The organism is Bacillus sp. V3B, assembly GCF_024494465.1.
Classification (GTDB): domain Bacteria; phylum Bacillota; class Bacilli; order Bacillales; family Cytobacillaceae; genus Bacillus_BD.
In genome coordinates this window covers 48,869-69,646 of sequence record NZ_JAETXM010000001.1, presented here as the reverse complement: position 1 = coordinate 69,646, position 20,778 = coordinate 48,869, and the positions used below count along the sequence as shown (strand labels likewise).

The 20,778-nt window shown below is 37.0% G+C and carries 20 protein-coding genes and 1 pseudogene; 6 read left to right on the top strand and 15 right to left on the bottom strand.

Features of this window, described 5'->3' with window-relative positions:
* Positions 1-82 precede the first annotated feature (82 nt).
* The gene (gene ytvI / locus JMM81_RS00375; RefSeq protein ID WP_256239528.1) at positions 83-1,201 is read left to right on the top strand and encodes a sporulation integral membrane protein YtvI; all 1,119 of its coding nucleotides are present in this window, start codon (positions 83-85) and stop codon (positions 1,199-1,201) included.
* Positions 1,202-1,295: 94 nt separating this feature from the next.
* Here the strand turns inward: ytvI and JMM81_RS00370 are convergent, their stop codons facing one another.
* From JMM81_RS00370 to dnaE, 8 genes and pseudogenes are all read right to left on the bottom strand, one after another.
* Positions 1,296-1,682 (bottom strand): FxsA family protein, encoded by a 387-nt coding sequence (locus JMM81_RS00370; protein ID WP_256239527.1) that lies wholly within the window; start codon positions 1,680-1,682, stop codon positions 1,296-1,298.
* Positions 1,683-1,754: 72 nt separating this feature from the next.
* Positions 1,755-3,515 (bottom strand): pyruvate kinase, encoded by a 1,761-nt coding sequence (gene pyk / locus JMM81_RS00365; RefSeq protein WP_256239526.1) that lies wholly within the window; start codon positions 3,513-3,515, stop codon positions 1,755-1,757.
* Positions 3,516-3,549: 34 nt separating this feature from the next.
* A complete protein-coding gene (gene pfkA, locus JMM81_RS00360; RefSeq protein ID WP_256239525.1) occupies positions 3,550-4,509 on the bottom strand; it encodes a 6-phosphofructokinase in 960 nt (319 codons plus the stop codon).
* A gap of 249 nt (positions 4,510-4,758) precedes the next feature.
* Positions 4,759-5,736 (bottom strand): acetyl-CoA carboxylase carboxyl transferase subunit alpha, encoded by a 978-nt coding sequence (gene accA, locus JMM81_RS00355; protein ID WP_256239524.1) that lies wholly within the window; start codon positions 5,734-5,736, stop codon positions 4,759-4,761.
* A 2-nt stretch (positions 5,737-5,738) separates the two neighbouring features.
* A complete protein-coding gene (gene accD / locus JMM81_RS00350) occupies positions 5,739-6,596 on the bottom strand; it encodes an acetyl-CoA carboxylase, carboxyltransferase subunit beta (RefSeq protein ID WP_256239523.1) in 858 nt (285 codons plus the stop codon).
* A 157-nt stretch (positions 6,597-6,753) separates the two neighbouring features.
* Positions 6,754-6,924 (bottom strand): annotated as a pseudogene (locus JMM81_RS00345) (FadR/GntR family transcriptional regulator); the annotation flags it as partial.
* 10 nt (positions 6,925-6,934) lie between these two features.
* Complete coding sequence (ystJ, locus tag JMM81_RS00340; protein ID WP_256239522.1) at positions 6,935-8,173, bottom strand: NADP-dependent malic enzyme; 1,239 nt, start codon at positions 8,171-8,173, stop codon at positions 6,935-6,937.
* A gap of 189 nt (positions 8,174-8,362) precedes the next feature.
* Positions 8,363-11,716: a DNA polymerase III subunit alpha gene (dnaE, locus tag JMM81_RS00335; RefSeq protein WP_256239521.1), complete on the bottom strand. Its 3,354-nt coding sequence runs from the start codon at positions 11,714-11,716 to the stop codon at positions 8,363-8,365.
* Between the two features lie 214 nt (positions 11,717-11,930).
* Here dnaE and ytrH point away from each other — a divergent pair, with 214 nt between their 5' ends.
* Together ytrH and ytrI are read left to right on the top strand one after the other, a co-directional pair.
* Positions 11,931-12,269, top strand: coding sequence for a sporulation membrane protein YtrH (gene ytrH / locus JMM81_RS00330; RefSeq protein ID WP_256239520.1), 339 nt, complete (start codon positions 11,931-11,933; stop codon positions 12,267-12,269).
* Positions 12,266-12,769 carry a sporulation membrane protein YtrI gene (gene ytrI, locus JMM81_RS00325; RefSeq protein WP_256239519.1) on the top strand — a complete coding sequence of 168 codons (504 nt, stop codon included), beginning with the start codon at positions 12,266-12,268 and terminating at the stop codon, positions 12,767-12,769. The genes ytrH and ytrI overlap by 4 nt, the downstream gene beginning before the upstream one ends.
* Before the next feature lie 36 nt (positions 12,770-12,805).
* On the opposite strand, the gene JMM81_RS00320 is transcribed toward ytrI, so the two are convergent.
* Positions 12,806-13,753 carry a DHH family phosphoesterase gene (locus JMM81_RS00320; protein ID WP_256239518.1) on the bottom strand — a complete coding sequence of 316 codons (948 nt, stop codon included), beginning with the start codon at positions 13,751-13,753 and terminating at the stop codon, positions 12,806-12,808.
* Positions 13,754-13,900: 147 nt separating this feature from the next.
* Between JMM81_RS00320 and JMM81_RS00315 the strand changes: the two genes are divergently transcribed.
* Positions 13,901-14,200, top strand: a complete 300-nt coding sequence (locus tag JMM81_RS00315) for a YtpI family protein (protein ID WP_256239517.1) — start codon at positions 13,901-13,903, stop codon at positions 14,198-14,200.
* A gap of 39 nt (positions 14,201-14,239) precedes the next feature.
* Here JMM81_RS00315 and JMM81_RS00310 read toward each other — a convergent pair whose 3' ends face one another.
* The 4 genes from JMM81_RS00310 to JMM81_RS00295 all read right to left on the bottom strand — a co-directional run bounded on the left by JMM81_RS00310 (position 14,240) and on the right by JMM81_RS00295 (position 17,579).
* Positions 14,240-15,559: a CBS domain-containing protein gene (locus JMM81_RS00310; RefSeq protein ID WP_256239516.1), complete on the bottom strand. Its 1,320-nt coding sequence runs from the start codon at positions 15,557-15,559 to the stop codon at positions 14,240-14,242.
* 87 nt (positions 15,560-15,646) lie between these two features.
* Positions 15,647-15,892 (bottom strand): hypothetical protein, encoded by a 246-nt coding sequence (locus tag JMM81_RS00305; RefSeq protein WP_256239515.1) that lies wholly within the window; start codon positions 15,890-15,892, stop codon positions 15,647-15,649.
* 247 nt (positions 15,893-16,139) lie between these two features.
* A complete protein-coding gene (locus tag JMM81_RS00300) occupies positions 16,140-16,820 on the bottom strand; it encodes a metal-dependent hydrolase (RefSeq protein WP_256239514.1) in 681 nt (226 codons plus the stop codon).
* A 24-nt stretch (positions 16,821-16,844) separates the two neighbouring features.
* Complete coding sequence (locus JMM81_RS00295; protein WP_256240276.1) at positions 16,845-17,579, bottom strand: MBL fold metallo-hydrolase; 735 nt, start codon at positions 17,577-17,579, stop codon at positions 16,845-16,847.
* Between the two features lie 181 nt (positions 17,580-17,760).
* Between JMM81_RS00295 and yhfH (JMM81_RS00290) the strand changes: the two genes are divergently transcribed.
* Positions 17,761-17,895, top strand: a complete 135-nt coding sequence (yhfH, locus tag JMM81_RS00290) for a protein YhfH (protein WP_256239513.1) — start codon at positions 17,761-17,763, stop codon at positions 17,893-17,895.
* 92 nt (positions 17,896-17,987) lie between these two features.
* The gene (gene yhfH / locus JMM81_RS00285; protein ID WP_256239512.1) at positions 17,988-18,122 is read left to right on the top strand and encodes a protein YhfH; all 135 of its coding nucleotides are present in this window, start codon (positions 17,988-17,990) and stop codon (positions 18,120-18,122) included.
* A 193-nt stretch (positions 18,123-18,315) separates the two neighbouring features.
* Here the strand turns inward: yhfH (JMM81_RS00285) and hemY are convergent, their stop codons facing one another.
* Together hemY and hemH are read right to left on the bottom strand one after the other, a co-directional pair.
* A complete protein-coding gene (gene hemY / locus JMM81_RS00280) occupies positions 18,316-19,743 on the bottom strand; it encodes a protoporphyrinogen oxidase (RefSeq protein WP_256239511.1) in 1,428 nt (475 codons plus the stop codon).
* 28 nt (positions 19,744-19,771) lie between these two features.
* Positions 19,772-20,710 (bottom strand): ferrochelatase, encoded by a 939-nt coding sequence (gene hemH / locus JMM81_RS00275; protein ID WP_256239510.1) that lies wholly within the window; start codon positions 20,708-20,710, stop codon positions 19,772-19,774.
* Positions 20,711-20,778 lie beyond the last annotated feature (68 nt).

Below are 20,778 nucleotides of genomic sequence, written 5' to 3'. Positions count from 1 at the left end.
CTAAGGAGTCAACTTAGTATCTCGCTCTTCTAGCCTATTCTATGCAAAAACCATAAAATTTTTAGAAAAAAGGTGAATGATCATGAACAGTGTTTATATAAATCGAACCTTCCGTTTCCTAGTTGTGATCGGCGGTATCCTCCTATCGTTAATCGGATTGTTTTACATCTCGAAAGTTACCTATCCATTCTTAATCGGACTAGCCATTGCCTTTTTAATGAATCCACTTGTGAACTTTTTTCAAAAGAAAGGAAGGATGCCACGAACACTCGCTGTTATCCTTGCTTTAGTCCTTGGTTTTGCTTTTTTTGCCGGGGTAATCACTTTACTTGTAGCAGAAATTGTCTCAGGAGCTGATTATTTAGCAAAGGTTGTGCCCGAACAATTAGATACATTGATCCAATATATCGAACATTTAATTGCCTCGCAAATTATCCCATTATATAATCAACTTACTAGTCTTTTTAACAGTTTAGGGAGTGACCAGCAAGATACGATTCTGAGTAATATTCAAAATGCAGGAAATACGATTGGTACGACATTAGGTAATTTCATTCAACATTTTTTTGGGTTTATTCCAACGATCATTTCTTGGTTCCCTAATGTAGCAAGCGTTCTAATTTTCTCATTACTCGCCACTTTTTTCATTAGCAAGGACTGGGCTCGTTTAACTTCAATGGGTAGTCGTTTCCTTCCAAATCGAGCTAAAATAAGTAGCCAAACAGTCCTTATTGATTTAAAAAAGGCATTGTTCGGCTTCATCAAAGCCCAGTTAACGCTTATTTCTATTACAACGGTTATTATACTAATTGGTTTACTTATTTTACGTGTGGATTATGCGATCACCATCGCTCTAGTAACCGGATTGGTCGACATACTTCCATACCTTGGAACAGGTTTGATCTTTGTTCCTTGGATTATTTACGAAGTAATCACAGGGGATATCAATATAGCGATCGGGCTTGGCGTGCTTTATATTATCGTGATTGTTCAGCGTCAAATTATGGAACCGAAAGTTCTTTCATCTAGTATCGGATTAGATCCTCTTGCCACTTTAATTGCTTTATTTGTTGGATTTAAATTAATCGGTTTTTTAGGATTAATTATCGGTCCTGTTACACTCGTTATCCTCACAACACTGCATAAAGCAAATGTATTTCGTGATATATGGACCTTTATAAAAGGAAAAGAAATCCACTAATCAGTGAATGAAAAAGGTCAGTCCTTCGATAACAGGACTGACCTTTTCTCAATAAGTGTAAGACCTTGAATAGCTAGACACTAAAGCCTAATTATTATCTAATAATAGTAATCGTATTTTTATTTATCCAATTTTGAAACAACTTGATAATCATTGGTTTAAGTAAAACTCTTGTTGGAGAGAGTAGTAAAATTAATCCAACAATATCCGTAATAAATCCCGGTGATAGTAGCAATAATCCTCCAAAAAGAATACAAACACCATCAAGGATTTCATCCCCGGGCAATCTTCCAAATTGGAGCTGTTCCTGAACTTTTCGAATCGTATTCAGACCTTGACTTTTTGCTAAATACGACCCAAGTATTCCTGTTAAAATAAGGAGCAAAATGGTTGGCCAAATACCAATTGTTTTTCCAGATAGAAGAAGAACGCCTATTTCTCCAGCCGGAATCAAAATGAACAATAAAAGAAGAATTCGCATCCTATCACTCCGTCTATTTAGTGTACGAAAGAAAAAAGGAAGGAGTTCTAACCCTTCCTTCCCTCCATTACATTATAGCACACTTGCATGTCCATTATAAATAACGCCTCTTTGAGCATCTACGGTAATTTCTTGACCTTCTTTTAATAGGGTAGTGGCATCCTTGACCCCTACTAGTACCGGAATTCCAACATTTAACCCTACAACTGCTGCGTGACTTGTTAAGCCACCTTCTTCTGTAATAAGGGCACTACATTTTTCAATCGCTGGTACCATTTCTTTATCGGAACCAACTGTAACGAGAATTGAACCTTCCTTTACTTTCTCAAGAGCTTCCTTTGCATTTTCTGCAATCACAACTTTACCATACGCTGATTTGCGACCAATCCCTTGTGCTTTTGCCAAAATATCACCAACAACATGGATTTTCATCAAGTTTGTCGTTCCAGCTTCCCCTATAGGCACACCAGCTGTAATGACAACTAAATCGCCGTGTGAAACAAATCCGCTATTCAAGCTTTCGTCAACTGCATTTTCGAGCATATCATCAGTTGAAATCGATTTCTGTCCCAATTGAGAATAAACGCCCCATACTAACGCAAGTCTTCTCAACACATGATCATTTGCTGTTACAGCAACAATTGGTGCTTTAGGACGATATTTAGAAATCATGCGAGCAGTATGACCACTTTCAGTTGCTGTAATAATCGCATTGACAGATAAATTCAAAGCTGTGTGAGCAACAGATTGTCCAATCGCATCTGTAATCGTATGTTCACTATCTTTACTGTGAGTCGATAATAATTTTTTATGATCTAATGCTGATTCTGCACGAGAAGCAATGTTATTCATTGTTTGTACAGCTTCTACCGGATAGATACCTGCAGCAGTTTCACCTGAAAGCATAATCGCATCTGTTCCATCAAAAATGGCATTCGCCACATCACTTGCTTCAGCACGTGTAGGACGTGGATTTCTTTGCATCGAATCAAGCATTTGCGTAGCGGTAATAACCGGTTTTCCGAAAGCATTACATTTCCTGATTAAGTTCTTTTGTACTAAAGGAACTTCCTCAGCAGGAATCTCAACGCCAAGATCACCACGAGCAACCATTAAACCATCAGATACTTCAAGAATTTCATCGATGTTGTCGACACCTTCTTGATTTTCAATCTTAGGAATAATATGGATATCTGTCGCATTATTTTCTTCGAGTAATTTCCTAATTTCGAGAACATCAGAGGCTCTACGAACGAAAGAGGCAGCAATGAAATCAACATTTTGTCCAATACCGAATACAATATCATCAGCATCTTTTTGTGTAATTCCAGGTAATTTGACCGATACACCAGGTACGTTTACACCTTTTTTATTTTTCAACGTTCCACTATTTAATACTTTTACATGAATTTCACCATTCGACTTATCTAACTTCTCAACTTCAAGTCCAATTAAACCATCATCAAGCAAGATTTTAGAACCGATTTCTACATCATCAATTAATCCTTCATACGTAACAGAGAACTTCTCTGTAGTCCCTTCTACTTCAGCCATAGAAATAATACTTGAACTACCTGCCGTTAATTCAACCACTCCATTCACCATATTATGAGTTCGAATTTCCGGTCCTTTTGTATCAAGGAGAATCGCAATATTTTTTCCTGTTTTTTTAGCAGCTTCCCGTATGTTTTGAATTCTTTCACCATGTTCTTCAAAATTCCCATGTGAAAAATTCAAACGAGCTACATTCATACCAGCCTCAATTAACTGTGTAAGCTTTTCAATACTTTCACTTGCCGGTCCTATTGTACAAACAATTTTTGTTTTTCTCATCTTATGTAAACCTCCTAGGTTAATGGAATCTCTTTTAAATAGAGAGTTCTTTTGATAATTTTAAAAGGTTAAAATCAATTGTATGAGCTTTAGCTAATACGTCAACAATGTCACGGTCAACCACTTGATTGTTTTCAATACCAACAGCTCTTCCACCTTGTCCTGCCATTATCAACTCGACCGCACGCGCACCAAGACGACTTGCTAATACGCGGTCAAACGCTGTAGGTGAACCACCCCGTTGCATATGTCCTAACACAGAGACACGAGTATCGAAATCGGTTAATTCTTTAATCCGCTTACCTAATTCAACACCACTTGCAACTCCTTCAGCCACGACGATAATACTATGTTTCTTCCCTCGTTCTTGTCCTCTTTTTAATCGATTACAGATTTCTTCCATATTATAATTTTCTTCAGGAATGAGTATGGTTTCTGCTCCACCAGCAAGCCCGGCCCATAGAGCAATATCTCCTGCATTACGTCCCATTACTTCAATCACAAACGTCCGCTCATGAGATGTCGCAGTGTCTCTTATTTTATCAATTGCATCAATTACTGTATTTAAAGCTGTATCAAAACCAATGGTAAATTGTGTTCCAGCAATATCATTATCAATTGTTCCAGGTACACCAACACAAGGAAATCCATGCTCTGTAAGAGCCTTTGCCCCTCGATAGGATCCATCTCCACCAATAACAACTAAGCCATCGATGCCTGCTTTCTTTAATTGCTCAACACCCTTTAGTTGGCCTTCTTTCGTCTTAAATTCATCGCATCTTGCTGAAAAAAGAACCGTACCACCACGATGAATAATATCACCAACAGAACCTAGCTCAAGCTTTTCAATATTCCCACTAATTAAACCTGCATATCCACCGATTATTCCATACACTTCAACATTATGATAAATAGCTTTTCGAACAACCGCTCTGACAGCAGCATTCATCCCAGGTGCATCTCCACCGCTTGTTAAAACACCAATTTTTTTCATACTTTTCCTCCTACACACTTTTAACGAGAAGTTATGTAAAAAATAGGAACTTATATTGTTACTACAATGATTTAAAAACTCGGGAATATTTCTAAAATATCATGAAGAATCCTTTATAACAACTGAATCTATATATTCTTACCAAAAGCCAGAATTATTTAATGAATGAAAGCGATTTCTTGTCAAAAAAAATTCACAATTATACATTTAGCTTTTAAAAATAAAAAACGCACTCATTTAAGTACGTTTTTAATTTACCCCTATATAGTCTTTTAAAAACAAAATTTCGCCAATTTGTTTATATTTATTGTATCGGTGAACAACTAACTGTTCTTTATTCATTTTAGTAAGCTCGTTCAATGACTCCAGTAGAACTTTCTCTATTTCCTTTGCCTGCTCGTTGACGTCTTTATGAGCGCCTCCCTTTACCTCTGGAATCATCTGATCGATAATTCCTAATTCCGTTAAATCAGGAGCGGTAATTTTCATTGATTCTGCAGCCTGCTTGGCTAGACTTGCATCTTTCCATAAAATTGACGCAGCACCTTCAGGAGAGATAACCGAATACGTTGAGTTTTCCAGCATATGCATATGGTTCCCAACTCCTAACGCAAGCGCTCCACCACTACCACCTTCACCAATCACAACACAAATAATCGGAACGGTAAAGCCTCCCATTTCAAATAAATTGCGAGCAATTGCCTCACTTTGTCCACGTTCTTCAGCAGCCTTTCCAGGAAAGGCACCCTTTGTATCAATAAAGCAAATGATCGGACGATTAAATTTTTCAGCCTGTTTCATTAATCGAAGTGCCTTACGATAACCTTCTGGATGAGGCATCCCGAAATTACGTCGAATATTTTCCTTCGTATCTTTCCCTCGTTGATGCCCAATAACCGTAACAGGTACACCTTGGAATTTCGCTATTCCCCCAACAATTGCTTCATCATCCCCAAATGAACGATCCCCGTGACATTCAAAGAAATCTGTAAATAATAAAGAAATATAATCCAAAGTAGTAGGTCTATTCGGGTGGCGAGCAATTTGAACTCGATCCCACGGTTTAATATTTTCGTATACTTCTTTTTCTAGTTTAATCAGTCGTGATTCTAACTTTTCAATTTCAGTTGTTAAATCCACGTCCGTACTTTTCGTAAATTCCCTTAAATCTTTAATTTTCTGTCTTAATTCCAAAATCGGTTTTTCGAATTCCCATTCTCCTACCATTCTTACACCTCCCTTGGCTGATGAATATCTAGAATATTTATCAATTGGTCTTTTAATTGTAGTCGAGGAATGACCGCATCTAATTGACCATGTTTTAACTGAAACTCCGCTGTTTGAAAATCTTCTGGTAACTCTTCACGAATCGTCTGCTCAATGACTCTCTTACCAGCAAAACCAATCAATGCTCCAGGCTCGGCAATATTATAATCTCCAAGCGACGCAAAACTCGCTGAAACTCCACCTGTTGTTGGGTGTGTCATAACAGAAATAAACAATCCACCATTATCACTGAATCGCTTTAAGGCCACGCTTGTTTTCGCCATTTGCATTAAACTCAAGACGCCTTCTTGCATTCTAGCTCCACCTGAAGCCGTAAAAATAATAAAAGGAACAGATAACTCATCTGCTTTCTCAGTAGCTTGTGTAATTTTTTCCCCCACCACTGAGCCCATACTCCCCATTCGAAAAGTTGAATCCATAACAGCAATAACCACTTTCATATTATTTACCGTTCCGATACCGGTCAAGACAGCTTCATTTAAATTTGTTTTTTTTCTATCCTTTTCCAATTTTTCTAAATAATCCGGAAATTGCAATGGATTCTTTGAGACCATCTCACTATTTAATTCTTCAAAAGAACCTTCGTCTAAAAGCGACTCAATTCGTTCATGTGAATTCATTGGATGATGATATCCACAATGCAGGCAGACCTTTAAATTTTTCATTAATTCTTTTGAATACATGATTTTTTTACACTTTGGACATTTCGTCATAATCCCTTCCGGAACATCCTGCCTCGCATTTTCTGAAGGGATGGTTGCGTATTTTTTCTTAGATTTAGTAAAAATCTCTTTGAGCAAGGTGAAACCTCCCTTATTTATTACATTCATATATGTATATGAACTCAAGTGGTTAGATCACTAAAAATTAGTTAACCTATTTCATAGGAACCTTATCCTACTTACTATATATCATCACAATCATAAACCTTGTTATAATCTGTCATCATTCGTTCGACAATCCCCTTAATGCCTCGCGAACAGAAGAGCGTCCTACGGAAAGACGCTCTGTTAGTTCACGTTCAGAGGGTAATTTATCACCCGGTTTAAGATGATCTTCTGAAATCATATTTCTTAATTCTTTCACGATCCCAATATAAACCTTTGGAGCTACTTGCGATGATTTCACGCTATTGTTATCACTCACTTTTTCCAATAACGGCAAGATTTCGTGTTTTTTCTTTTATTTCTTCAGGATCCATATTGATTCGTGCCACTCCCGTTTCCATAGCTGCTTTTGCAACAGCAGCGGCTACTTCAGGGGCAACCCGCGGATCAAATGGAGCTGGAATAACATAATCAGCATGAAGTTCTGCTTCAGCAATAAGGCTAGCAATTGCCTTAACAGCTGCAACTTTCATCTTTTCATTAATATGAGTTGCTCTAACATCTAAAGCGCCTCGAAAAATCCCCGGAAAAGCAAGAACATTGTTAACCTGATTAGGATAATCAGATCTACCCGTACCCACTACAGCCGCACCTGCACCCTTTGCTACATCAGGTGAGATTTCAGGATTAGGATTCGCCATCGCAAAGATAATCGCATCCCTGCTCATTTTTTTCACCATATCACTTGAAAGAGCTCCTTCAGCTGATACGCCAATAAAAACATCTGCATCTACGATTACTTCTTCCAAGCTACCGGATTGATTATCTCTATTTGTAAACTTAGCTACCTCATTTTTAACTTCATTCATCCCAAGCGGACGTCCTTCATAAATAGCGCCCTTCGTATCGCACATAATAATATCACGAACACCAAAGCTGTGTAGAAGTTTAATAATCGCTATTCCAGCCGCACCTGCACCGTTAGCAACCACTTTTATTTCAGACATCTTTTTATTAACGATTTTTAAAGCATTTAATAAACCTGCTACTGTTACAATCGCTGTACCATGTTGATCATCATGGAATACAGGAATATTTGTCTCTTTCTTTAATCTCTCTTCAATTTCAAAACAACGTGGAGCAGCAATATCTTCAAGATTTACACCCCCGAAAGTCGGCTCTAATAATTTAACCGTTTCAATAATTTTTTCAACATTTGTTGTATTTAAGCAAATAGGAAATGCATCAACACCAGCAAAGCTTTTAAATAAAACAGCTTTTCCTTCCATAACCGGGAGTGCCGCTTGTGGCCCAATATTACCAAGACCTAATACTGCTGTTCCGTCTGTTACAACAGCCACCATATTTCCTTTCATTGTATACTCATATACGGTTTCAGGCTTGTCATAAATTTCTTTACAAGGTTCTGCCACTCCTGGAGAGTATGCTAAACTTAGATCTTTTGCATTTAAAACCTGTACTTTTGATTTTGATTCAAGTTTACCTTTGTTTTCACGGTGCATATGCAATGCTTCTTCTCTTAACGTCAACTCTTCCACTCCTCAGTTTGATTCAAATCCACAAATTATTTATGCCCTTCTTGATGAGATTAACTTTCTCATTTGTAAAAGTAATCTCAAGGTAAAATCGCAATAGATTAAGTGTTTTTACTGGCCTGACCGTTTTACTTCTAAACAATATAACATATCATTATCACTTGTAAAGAAATAAAGTGGCAGTTATTTTAAAAATACATGTCCATTTCCAACCACCTTTTTCAACTCATCTATACATTGTTTATTAGGGTCAACACGTAGTTCCTCTAAACGTATACTTTTTTGTGTATGTTCGTAATAAATGATCACCTGATTGGTTCCTGGATACCTTTCCAATATCCCCTTTACAGTCTGTAATTTTTCTACTGTTTCTTGCTCTGCTGTAATTTTTATAAAAAGTGTTGACTTTGTCGTATTGTTTTTTCCAATTGCTTCTTCCATGTGGTGAACTGATTTAATTATGAACTGTATTTTCCCTTGTCTTTCTTCTATTTTCCCTTCTATAACAAGGACGTTCCCTTGCTGTAAAATAGAAGAGTTTTTTTTATATACATTAGGAAATACAACAGCCTCCATTTCTCCACCTTGATCACTGATCGTTAAGAAAGCCATTTGTTCACCTTTCTTTGTCCGAATCTTTTTTACTTCACCAATGTAGACCACAGCTTTTCCAAAGGACTTTTGAATCGTGAGATCATACAATGATTGAATATGTAGTGACGAAAAAAACTTTTCGTATACGCTCACAGGATGATTGGATAAATAGAAACCGAGTACTTCTTTTTCTAGACGAAGCTTATCTTCCTCTTCCATTGGATCAGCAGTCGAATATTTTGGTCTGATAGTAAATTCGACACCAGAAAATAAATCTCCTTGTTGCCCATCATTTGGTTTTACTAGCTGTGCATGATCAAGTGCTACATCCATACTAGCTAACAAAACGGCTCGATCTTCACCAAATTCATCAAAGCTTCCAGAATAAATAAGCGCTTCTAATGTTTTACGATTCACATTTTTGGGTGAAACTCGAATACAAAAGTCAAATAAATCGACAAAGCTTTTTTCTTTTCTAGCACGAAAAATCTCTTTTAATGCAGTTACTCCAACTCCCTTAATCGCACCAAGGCTATAGCGTACTCCATCCTTCTCTGGAAGAAAAGAATAGCCACTTTTACTAATGGAAGGTGGGAGGATTGAAATATTCATCAACTTTAGTTCTCTTATATATTGATCGATCTTCCCATCATTCCCCGTAACGGATGTGAGGATAGCAGCCATAAAATGGATCGGATAATGCGCCTTTAAGTAGGCTAGTTGATAAGCTATAAAACTGTATGCAACCGCATGGCTTCGATTAAATCCATAATTTGCAAACCGAACGATTAAATCATAAATGTCATCCGCTGTTTTTCTCTCATAGCCCTTCTGTTCGGCTCCTGCAATAAAGTGCTCCCTTTCGCGATCAAGCACTTCTTTTTGCTTTTTACTCACGGCTCGTCTTAATAAATCTGCTTCACCAAGAGTAAAACCAGCCATTGCGGAAGCAATTTGGATGATTTGTTCTTGGTAAACGATTACTCCATACGTATTCTCAAGAATCGAACGTAAATGCGGATGCGGATAGACTACTTTTTCATACCCATGTTTACGATCAATGAAATGAGGTATATTTTCCATTGGTCCTGGACGGTAAAGAGCGTTTACCGCTACAATATCCTCAAAGCAAGTCGGTTGAAGCCTTCTTAATACACTGCGCATCCCTTCTGATTCCAATTGGAAAACACCTGTTGTTTGCCCAAGACTAATCAATTGATAAGTGGCTTCATCATCCATAGGAATCATTTTTATATTTAATTTTTGACTAGTTTTGCGAGATATAGACTTCAAAATCGACTCAATTAGTGAAAGGTTTCTTAAACCTAGAAAGTCAATTTTAAGCAACCCTAACTCTTCTAGATGTTCCATTGAATATTGGGTTAAATAAATTTGATCATGACCTTGTTGAATGGGAATGACATCCACTAGTGGTTGTTCACTAATCACGACTCCCGCAGCATGGGTGGAAGTATGCCTCGGTAAACCTTCTAGTTTCAAAGCCGTCTCAAACAAACGTCGCTTTTGATCTGATTCTTTTACAAATACTTGTAAAGACCGAGATTCGCTATATGCCTCCTGAAGCGTTATACCAGGCTTTGTTGGAATAGTCCTTGACAATCTGTCTAATTCGATTGTGTTTAAACCAAACACTCTACCGACATCACGAAGAGCGGCTTTTGCAGCTAATGTCCCAAATGTAATAATTTGCGCAACATGAAGCTGACCATATTTATTTACAACATATTGAATCACTTCTTCTCGCCTATGATCGGGAAAATCAATATCAATATCTGGCATGGTGATCCGTTCAGGATTCAAAAAACGCTCAAAGATAAGCTGATGCTTGATCGGATCTACATCCGTAATATAGAGGGTATATGCAACTAATGAACCAGCTGCCGACCCCCTTCCCGGCCCCGTTAAGATCCCTGCTTCTCTGGCAAACCTCATAAAATCCCAAACAATAAGAAAGTAATCACTAAATTGCATTTTCTTAATAATACTTAGTTCATATTGAAGTCGATTTTTCATTGTTTCATCGTGTGTGGGATATCTTTCATAGAAACCTTGCCAGCATTTTTCCTCTAGTAAGATTTCCGCTGTCTTCCCTTCTTCTGTTGGAAATTTAGGTAGCTTTGTTTTATGAAGTTCAATCGTGACGTTACAAGCTTCTGCAATCTTCAACGTATTTTCAAGTGCATCAGGGATATGAGGAAAAAGTTCCGTCATTTCTTCTGGTGTTTTCAAATAGTATTCGTCACTTTCAAGTCGTTCTCGCTCTTCACTTTGTAATTTATCACCATTTTTTATCGCAAGAAAACATTCATGTGCAAACGCGTCTTCTTTATGCAAATAAAATACTTGGTTCGATGCAACAAGCTTAATATGATGGTTATTTGCTAACCCAAAAAGTTTGTTATTTAATGCTTCTTGAGATGAAATATGATGATTTTGTAGACTAATATAAAACGAACCTCCAAATAATTGCTGATAAAGACGTATGACCTTATTAGCCTTTTCCATTTCTTCATTCATTAATGCTTGTTCAATTTCCCCTTCAAACCCTGGCGTTAAAGCAAATAACCCTTCCGAATAATGTTTCAACCATTTGATTGGAATTCCTGTCATTGACTTTGTTTGGACACTACTTGTAATCTTCAACAAATTCTGAAAGCCCTTTTGATTCTTTGCCAAGAAAACGAGCGGAAATGACCTCTCTTCTTCTTCACTGAGTACATCAACCGTTACCCCAATAATTGGCTTTATTGAATGTTTTATACATTCTTTATAAAAATCAACTGCCCCATACATCACGTTACGGTCAGTTATAGCCAGTGCTTTATATCCTTTTTCCTTCGCAGCTATCACTAACTTTTCTACCGATGCTGTACTAGTCAATAAACTATATGCACTATATACATGAAGGTGAATAAAAGACACGAACATTCACTTCCTTACATGTCTTATTAAAAAGACTGTTTTATTTAAAATCAAGCATTGCTAGTATAGAGAAACCATTCTCTAATATTATTATAGAATTCTCATCAAAAAAAGGAAAATACGTTCTCTTTTTTACTTTCCTGTATAAACATAATTATACAACCTTGTCCATATGTTTATAGAGAGGATATTATTTATATAAGGATGGGATCATATGCAGGATCAACCCTTTTTCGCTCTCTTTCTACAAAGTTATTTTATCGCTCTTGGTGTTCTAATTGGAGGCTCCATTATTGGAGGATTCGCTGCTTTTTTAACTGGAAAACCTCCTTTAACCGAAATCTTTCGACTGTCTAATATGATTCGCATATGGGCCATTGTTACGGCTATTGGCGGAACATTTGATGCTGTCTATACTTTTGAGAGGGGTTTATTACAAGGTGAAACAAAGGATTTATTTAAACAGTTCCTGCTCATTCTTTCTGCATTAGGGGGAGCACAAACAGGTTCAATGTTTATTCATTGGCTGACACAGGAGCATACTACCTTATGAGAATCCCCCCTTACTATCGAAAACCAACATGGCAACAATTTTTTGCTGGAATGGTTATCGGCGGTGTGATCAGCTGGTTTATTTTCTTGTTTATTTTCGGCGTATGGCAGGAAGAGTACAGTAAAGAAATAAAAACACAGAAAGCTAAAATTTCCGATTTAAAAAAGGAAAAGACCATTTGGCAGGAAGAATTTAAAAAATTAAATAAAGAAAGCCAAGCTAAACTAACCATTCAGAGTATTTATGTAAAAGTTACCTACAAAGACAAATATGATCTTGATCGGCTCAGTGTGTTTGAAATCGAAGAGAAAGTGAAAGAAGACATCGGGATGATGCGAGCTAAAGATATGGATACCGTCTATAAAAGTCGCGAGTTGATCAAAAAAATGATTGAAAATCAAACCATAAAGGTAAATGATAAACGCTATAAATTAGAAGTAAAAGAAATGACAATTTATACGACTCTCTCAATCGAACTTGAAGTCATGATTGCTGATTAAAAAAAGCGGGAGCTAGAAAATGAAAAGTGCCCGGTATTAAGACCGGGCATACTCTTCACATGCTATTTCAACTTCTCGAATAACGGCCTCAGCATCACTCCATGAATAAATAGATGCTCCTGCTGCCTTTGGGTGACCGCCGCCTTTAAAATTACGGGCAATCTCATTAATAACTGGACCTTTCGAACGAAACCTTACTCTAATTTGATCCTCTTCTTCAATAAAGAAAACCCATGCCATGATTCCTTGGATGTGTCCAAGTATACCAACCAATAAAGATGCTTCTGAAGGAACCGCTTTAAACTGTTCAAGCAAATCTTTTGTCAACTTTATACTAGCCACTCCGTTTGCTCCAGTTGTATAGTTTTGAAGGATATACCCACTTAACTTAACAATATTCGGATTTAGATTGTACATGCCTTCGTATATCTCCGTACGGGAAAAATTATAGTGGATCAATTCCCCTGCATAGGCAAATGTTTTTTCACTTGTACTCGGAAATAAAAAGCGTCCTGTATCCCCGACAATACCAGCATAAATAAGTCTTGCCGCTTCATCTGATAGTTTCAGTCCTTTATCCTTTCCAAATTGATAAAATTCAAAGATCATCTCACTTGCCGAACTTGCATCTGTATTCACCCATAACAAATCACCGTATGGATCTACATTTGGATGGTGATCTATTTTAATTAATTTTTCACCCAGTTTATATCTTTGGTCATCAATACGCTCTTCGTTAGCCGTATCACAAACAATGACAAGAGCACCCTTGTATGTATCATCAGGTATTTCATCAAGACGACGCAAGTAATTAAGAGGTTCGAATTCTTTACCGACTGTATAAATTGATTTTTCAGGAAATGATGCTTTTAAAATTTCCGCAAGGCCTCCTTGTGACCCATAAGCATCTGGATCTGGACGTACATGGCGATGAATAATAATTGTTTCGTATTGTTTGATTGCTTGGAGTATTTTTTCTTTCATAAGTTTCTCCTTTTTATGGATGGAATATTTAATTAATAGCACAAAATATAGGAAATAAAAAGAAATTAAATTCATTTTTTTAGCTATTTTCCATAAAAGTCTGTAAAATTGAATAATAGTAGTTTAGCAAATGGAGGATAGAATCACATGCCTATTTTAGTTGTACTGATTATTTTTTCTTTAGCATTTTATATTTTTTACAAAGCAAAGTATTTTCGAACAAATCTACCAGCAGAAAAGAAATGGATTGCAGCAAAATCCAGCATGGCACTTGGATCATTTATTGCATTATTCGGCCTCAATCAGCTTTTCTTATTTCAATCAACGGTGACATATATTGTAGCTACTATTTTTATTATTTTAGGTTTAATTAATATTTTAGGTGGAATAAAGGCATATAAATATTTTCGTCCGCTTGCCGCAAAAGAAGTTCAGGAACTAAAGTAAGCATACTGATAAAGCGACGGTGCTGTCACCGTCGCTTTTCTAATGTCTATCGATAAGCTGGCACATCATCATTGCTTTTCCAACGAGGGTTCCACCGTTAAAAACTTCAATATCCACTTTTCCAAACTTTCGTCCAACTTCTAGTACTTTAGGATACATATCAAGCATACTGTCTAGTTGAACGGGCTTTAAAAAGTAAATCGTCATATTTTCCACGACAAGATCCCCTTTTTTATGACCTCTTAATACTCGATTAGCTGCTTCGGATACAATGGTAGTAAATACTCCATATGATATCGTTCCATGATGATTTGTCATTTGTGGGGTTACTTCGAATCGATACACATCCTCGCCCTTTGTTTTCCCCTTCACCAAACTAATTTGATTTGTAACGGTATCATCAATGGTTTCCCCGACTTGGGGTTGACGTTGAATCATCTGTAACGCTTTTAAAACATCTTGACGAGTAATAATCCCTACAAGGCGACTTGAATCATTCACAACGGGTAACACTTCAATACTTTCCCACACCATCATATGAGCAGATGAAGCAACACTCGTTTTCACTCCAACGGTCATTGGGTTTTTCGTCATTATTTTTTCAACCAAACTCCTATTGTCATGTCCAATCGTATCCTTTGAAGTAATCATTCCTTGTACCTTCAAATGTTGATCAACAACAGGAAACCGGCTATGCCCCGTCACCTGATTCAAATCATACCAATCAGAGATTGTATCTGTTGTTTTTAAATAGACCGTTTTTTCCAATGGAGTTAATATATCCTCAGCAAGAAGGATTTCCTTTTTAATTAATTGATCATCAATTGCACGATTAATCATCGTAGCCACTGTAAATGTATCATAACTACTTGAAATAACTGGCATATCTAATTCATCCGCTAATTTTTTCACATCTTCATTTGTATCAAAACCACCTGTAATTAAAACGGCAGCTCCCGCCATCAAAGCTAACTCATGAGCATCTACTCGGTTTCCAACGATCAGAAGGCTTCCTGCATCTGTGTATCGCATCATCGCATCTAATTGCATCGCGCCAATCACAAATTTATTTAAGGTTTTGTGCAATCCTGTTCTTCCGCCTAGCACCTGGCCATCAACAATATTAACTACTTCGGCAAAAGTTAACTTTTCAATATTTTCTTTTTTCTTTCGCTCAATTCGAATCGTACCGACCCGTTCGATCGTACTCACATAGCCTTTATTTTCAGCTTCCTTGATTGCCCTGTATGCAGTCCCTTCACTTACCTCTAAAGCCTTGGCAATCTGCCTCACAGAAATTTTTTCACCGATTGGCAATTCATCAATATAATGTAGTATTTGTTCATGTTTCGTAGCCAAGACAACCACCCTTTACATAAAATCCTTATTTATATTCTTATTATAAGGGTCTTGGCGTTCTGTTTCAATTTGTTATTGTATTCCGTTTTAATTATAATACCGCGATTTGATCCCTTTTTTCCTTTTATATCCGACAGGCTGTTTCTTTTTTTTATGACTTGGTGTATATAACAGTCCTGTTAAATTTCCAGCTATCACCATTAAGGCAAATGAAAGCCATACAATGGAAAAGTACCCTTCTGTCTCCATACTTGAAATGGATAAACGAGGAACAGCATAATAAAGTAGTATTCCACTGGCTAACAAACAAATGATATATCGATTTCTATTCAAGTTATCCACCCCTTCTCTACTACTATTAATCTATGCGTACAAGCTGAAAAAAAGTCGAAAAAATTAAAAATCAACTATTTCAACTAATAAGAAGGCTTTGTTGTATACAACCGTGCGTTTGATTCCACTGAATCACTTAATAGACGTGTAAACCAAAGGCCATTAGAGCACCAACACTATTGTTTAACAAAGCCAACAAGAAAAAGCGAAAACAGCTAATTGTGAATAAATTAGCTGTTTTCGCTTTTTAGAGTTCCATTCCTTCGCCAGGGTTTAGAATTTTCCCATTATGATTTTCGAGCATTTGAAGAAACACCAGTGGATCCTGTTTAATAACAGGGAACGTATTATAATGAATTGGTACAATTGTTTTTGCGCCAAGAAGTTTAGCAGCATAAGCGGCATCTCCAGGTCCCATTGTATAATTATCCCCGATTGGAAGAAATGCTAGATCAATCGGATGTCGTTCACCAATCAATTTCATATCAGAGAATAATGCTGTATCACCTGCGTGATAAATGGTTTTCCCTTCTGCCGTAAATAATATTCCGGCAGGCATACCACAGTACACAATTTGATTTTCACCCGTTTGAAGACCCGTTCCATGAAAGGCAGGCGTTAACTTCACTTTTCCAAATTCAAATTGATAAGCACCACCAATATGCATTCCATGGACTCGCACTCCCTGCCAGCTTAAATAATTAGAAAGTTCATCATTAGCAATGACTAAAGAATCATTTTCTTTTGCTAGTTGAACCGTATCACCTACATGATCATTGTGACCATGTGTTAAAATGATGACATCAGGCTTAATACCTTCAACAGTTAAATCCGTCAGTCCATTTCCAGTAATAAATGGATCAATGATAATGGTCTTGCCACCTGTCTCTATTTTCACGACTGAATGTCCGTGATATGTAACCTTCATAATACCACTCCTTTTTTCATGATTTTAGATTGTTAAATTCAAACCGTATTGAGCCAAAAGAATCGGACCATTGAACCGAGTTGAAGCCTCTTCTTCTAACTGTTCTAATTTTCCATAATGCGGAAGATGAGTTAGGACAAGTTGTTTTACATTCGCAGCATTTGCCAGCCCTCCTGCATCATAGCTTGTCATATGACCTGCATTCGTTCCATCCTGATTCCCATAGAGATTACACTCACATAATAACAAATCTGCTTCATTCGAGAAAGAAATAAATGACTCTTTAAAAGATGTATCTGCCGTATAAACAATCGATTTTCCCTCAACATCAAACCTCATCGCAAAGCAAGGAACTGGGTGCTTTGTTTCGAGAAAACGGATAGAAAACGGACCCATTTTCAATGTTTCATCAGGCTGGTAAGCTATTCCCTTCGTAATTTCTTTATAGGTTAATTTAGAGAATTCCTGTTTATTTAATGAATGACCATAAATAGGCAAACATTCCATTTTTTTGCCCAAAAACCCACCGATAAGTCTCGCATGCTGCAGTACACCAATATCAGCAATATGATCGGAGTGATAATGCGAAACCATAATACCATCAAGCATTTCTGGTTGTATAATGTTTTGAAGTTTGGATAAAACGCCACTGCCACAATCGAGCAATAAACGAAAACCTTCATGTTCTAGTAAATAGCCAGAACTCGCTTCATTTGCTTTTGGATATCCTCCCCAAGGACCAATAACTGTTAATTTCAACATAACACCTCCATAATTAATGAGTGTTTTTTTATTAAATCACGCTAATTACATTATAAACAATAATCGAATTATTTTTACATCACTTAAATTGTATTAAAACAGTTGTTGACAAAAACATAACTGTTGCATTACAATAAATTTAATAAATTAATTCATTCATAATTTTGGAGGGGACATCATGGTTAAAAGTATTGTTGAATTTTTTAGAAATTTACCTACAAAAAAATGTACAGATTGCGGAAATGCCATTGAAGAACAGGCTGACTGCTACGGTAACAAATGTAACCGTTGTCTTGGTATGCACGACCTTTAAGATGACTCATTAATGATTTAACTTCTTAATTTTCCAAATCTATTAAATTACCAAAAAACATAAACTACTTTTACAATTCTGGAGGAGACATCGTGATTAAAAATATTGTTGAATTTTTTAGAAATTTACCTACAAAAAAATGTACAGATTGCGGAAACGCTATTGAAGAACAAGCTGATTGCTACGGTAACAAATGCGATCAGTGTCTCGGCATGAATGATCTTTAAGCTGACTAATTAATTATGCAACTTCCTATTTACTAAACCTATTAAATAGTTTAATAATGTATCTATTTAACTCATTGTACCAGCCAATGTACTATTGGCTGTTTTTTTGTTTGCGTTTACATAAAAAAGGAACAGCCATGTTAGCCGTTCCTTTTGAAAACAATCTATTATCATACAACGTTCATTCATATATTTATCGCTTTTCGGTGCTTGACACTTTTAAGAAATCGAGAACTTTGGATGCAGCATCTTCTCCCTGGGTGATACAGTCTGGTATCCCAAGACCGTTGAAAGAGTGTCCTATCATAAATATTCCTGGTAGTTCTTCCGCCAGTCCTTTTGTCGCCCGTTCTAACCTTTCCTTATGACCTACTGTATATTGTGGCATTGCATGAACCCACCGAGAAATGACTGCAAGTTCAGGGTCCAGCGTAACCTTTATCGTTTTGGCTAAATCAGCCAAAACAATATTCACAATTTGATCATCAGATAAATCTACAATTGCCTCTCCACCAGATCGCCCAACATAGCAGCGAAGTAATACCTTTCCATCGGGAGCGGCGTGTGGCCATTTTTTATGAACCCACGAACAGGAGGTAATCGTATAATCGCTATTTCTCGAAATGAGAAATCCAGTGCCATCTATATCTTTTTCTATCGCTTCTTTTGGAAAACCTAACGCAACGGTTGCAACAGATGTAGAAGGTACATTCTTAAAATCTTGAAAAAACTCATATTCCGGAAAAATACTACAAATTGTCTGATGGGAAACAGCTGTGACAATACTATCTGCAGTCATAACCTCTCCACCGTTCAATTCGATATTGTATCCTTCATCCACTCTTTTAATCTTTTCAACTCTAAATCCCTTTTTTATCGATCCCGGCTCAAGCTTTGCTTCTATTGCATCAGCAAATGATTGTAATCCGGTTTTAAAACCTAAAAATCCACCTTTTTTTGCACTTTGTGATTCTTTAGGACGTGGGGGAGTTGATTTTTTCATTCCTAAAATCAGGCTTCGATATTTTTTCTCTACTTGATAGAAATGGGGAAATAAAGTCATTAAACTCATCTTATCAATATCACCTGCATAAATTCCAGAAAGAAGGGGTTCAATTAAGTTTTCTACCACTTCATCCCCCAATCTTCGGCGAAAAAATGATCCAAGAGACTGATCACTTTCTTCTTTTGAGCGAGTTAAAATTAAATCAGCTGCAGCTCGTAATTTACCAGGTATCGAAAATAATTTTGTTGTCAAAAATGGAGCTATTTCAGTTGGAATTCCCATAATAGCTCCACCTGGGACCGAATGAAGTTGATCCTTCACTAGGATAAACGTTTTTCCAGGAGTATTATTGACAAGCTCATCAGCCATACCAACTTCATTTGCTAATCGAGCTACACTGTCTTTTCGTTCTAAAAAGGAATCTGGGCCTCGTTCAATTACATACCCATCTTTCTTAAATGTTTGCATTTGACCACCGAGGCGATATGATGCTTCAATTAACTTAACAGTATAAGGTAATTGGTTTTCACGCACCTCTTTTTGCAAATAATAAGCTGCAGTTAAACCAGTAATTCCTCCCCCAATTATAGCTATCTGTTTTTTTGTATCTGACATCTTCCATCGCCTTCTTTTTTATAAAGTATCACATGATGTTCGCCAATTTTTTCAATACAATAGTTGTGAGTGCCTCGATAAACTGAGGCTGGACATTTGGCATTTCCGGACGATAATAAGCCGCTCCAATCCGATCGCATACAACCTTACATTCATAATCGTTGTCATATAAAACTTCTAAGTGATCTGATACGAACCCTGCCGGAACATATACGAACGCCCTATAGCCCATTTCTTCATACAATTGGCTCGTTAAATCTTGTACATCTGGTCCAAGCCATGGATCTGGCGTATTCCCAGCACTTTGCCAGCCAACCGCATAATGGGCTACACCTGCATTTTCTGCTATTAATTGAGCTGTTTCGTGCAATTGATCTGGATATGGATCACCCATTCTTGTAATTTTTTCAGGTAAGCTGTGCGCAGAAACAATCAGAGCAGCGCTCGCTCTCTCCTCATCTGACATTTGTTGAAGTGTTTCTTTTACTTTATCTGCCCAATACTGAATAAATTTAGGTTCATCATACCAACTTTCAATACTAAAAATTTTAGGACCACCCAGTTTCTCGGCTTCTTCCTTAGCTCTTCCATTATAGGATTGAATGCTAAAGGTTGAAAAATGTGGAGCTAGAACAATGCTAATCGCTTCCTCCATTCCATCCTCATGCATTTGCCCAATGGCATCCTCAATAAACGGCTCTATATGCTTTAATCCCACGTACATTTTAAATTCAATTTTTTCTTGACTTTTATTTAAATGCTCTTCAATTTTTTTAGCTTGTTCAAGCGTAATTTTCGCTAGTGGAGAAATCCCTCCGATTGCCTCATAACGACAACGCAAATCTTCCAACATTTCTGGAGAAGGCTTACGACCTCTTCGAATATGCGTATAATAACGCTCTATATCTTCTTCTTTATAGGGTGTCCCATAAGCCATGACTAGTAAGCCCATTTTCTTCTTCATCAAGCAATCCATCCCTTCGCTGTAGGCACCAGCACCATTTTATCTTTTCAATATCCCTGCTGAATAAGCGA

Bases quoted from the DNA above. Each gene is read 5' to 3' on its own strand.
- ytvI (WP_256239528.1), top strand. From the start codon at position 83: ATGAACAGTGTTTATATAAATCGAACCTTCCGTTTCCTAGTTGTGATC.
- JMM81_RS00370 (WP_256239527.1), bottom strand. From the start codon at position 1,682: ATGCGAATTCTTCTTTTATTGTTCATTTTGATTCCGGCTGGAGAAATA.
- pyk (WP_256239526.1), bottom strand. From the start codon at position 3,515: ATGAGAAAAACAAAAATTGTTTGTACAATAGGACCGGCAAGTGAAAGT.
- pfkA (WP_256239525.1), bottom strand. From the start codon at position 4,509: ATGAAAAAAATTGGTGTTTTAACAAGCGGTGGAGATGCACCTGGGATG.
- accA (WP_256239524.1), bottom strand. From the start codon at position 5,736: ATGGTAGGAGAATGGGAATTCGAAAAACCGATTTTGGAATTAAGACAG.
- ytrH (WP_256239520.1), top strand. From the start codon at position 11,931: ATGCAGGATCAACCCTTTTTCGCTCTCTTTCTACAAAGTTATTTTATC.
- ytrI (WP_256239519.1), top strand. From the start codon at position 12,266: ATGAGAATCCCCCCTTACTATCGAAAACCAACATGGCAACAATTTTTT.
- JMM81_RS00320 (WP_256239518.1), bottom strand. From the start codon at position 13,753: ATGAAAGAAAAAATACTCCAAGCAATCAAACAATACGAAACAATTATT.
- JMM81_RS00315 (WP_256239517.1), top strand. From the start codon at position 13,901: ATGCCTATTTTAGTTGTACTGATTATTTTTTCTTTAGCATTTTATATT.
- JMM81_RS00300 (WP_256239514.1), bottom strand. From the start codon at position 16,820: ATGAAGGTTACATATCACGGACATTCAGTCGTGAAAATAGAGACAGGT.
- yhfH (WP_256239513.1), top strand. From the start codon at position 17,761: ATGGTTAAAAGTATTGTTGAATTTTTTAGAAATTTACCTACAAAAAAA.
- hemY (WP_256239511.1), bottom strand. From the start codon at position 19,743: ATGTCAGATACAAAAAAACAGATAGCTATAATTGGGGGAGGAATTACT.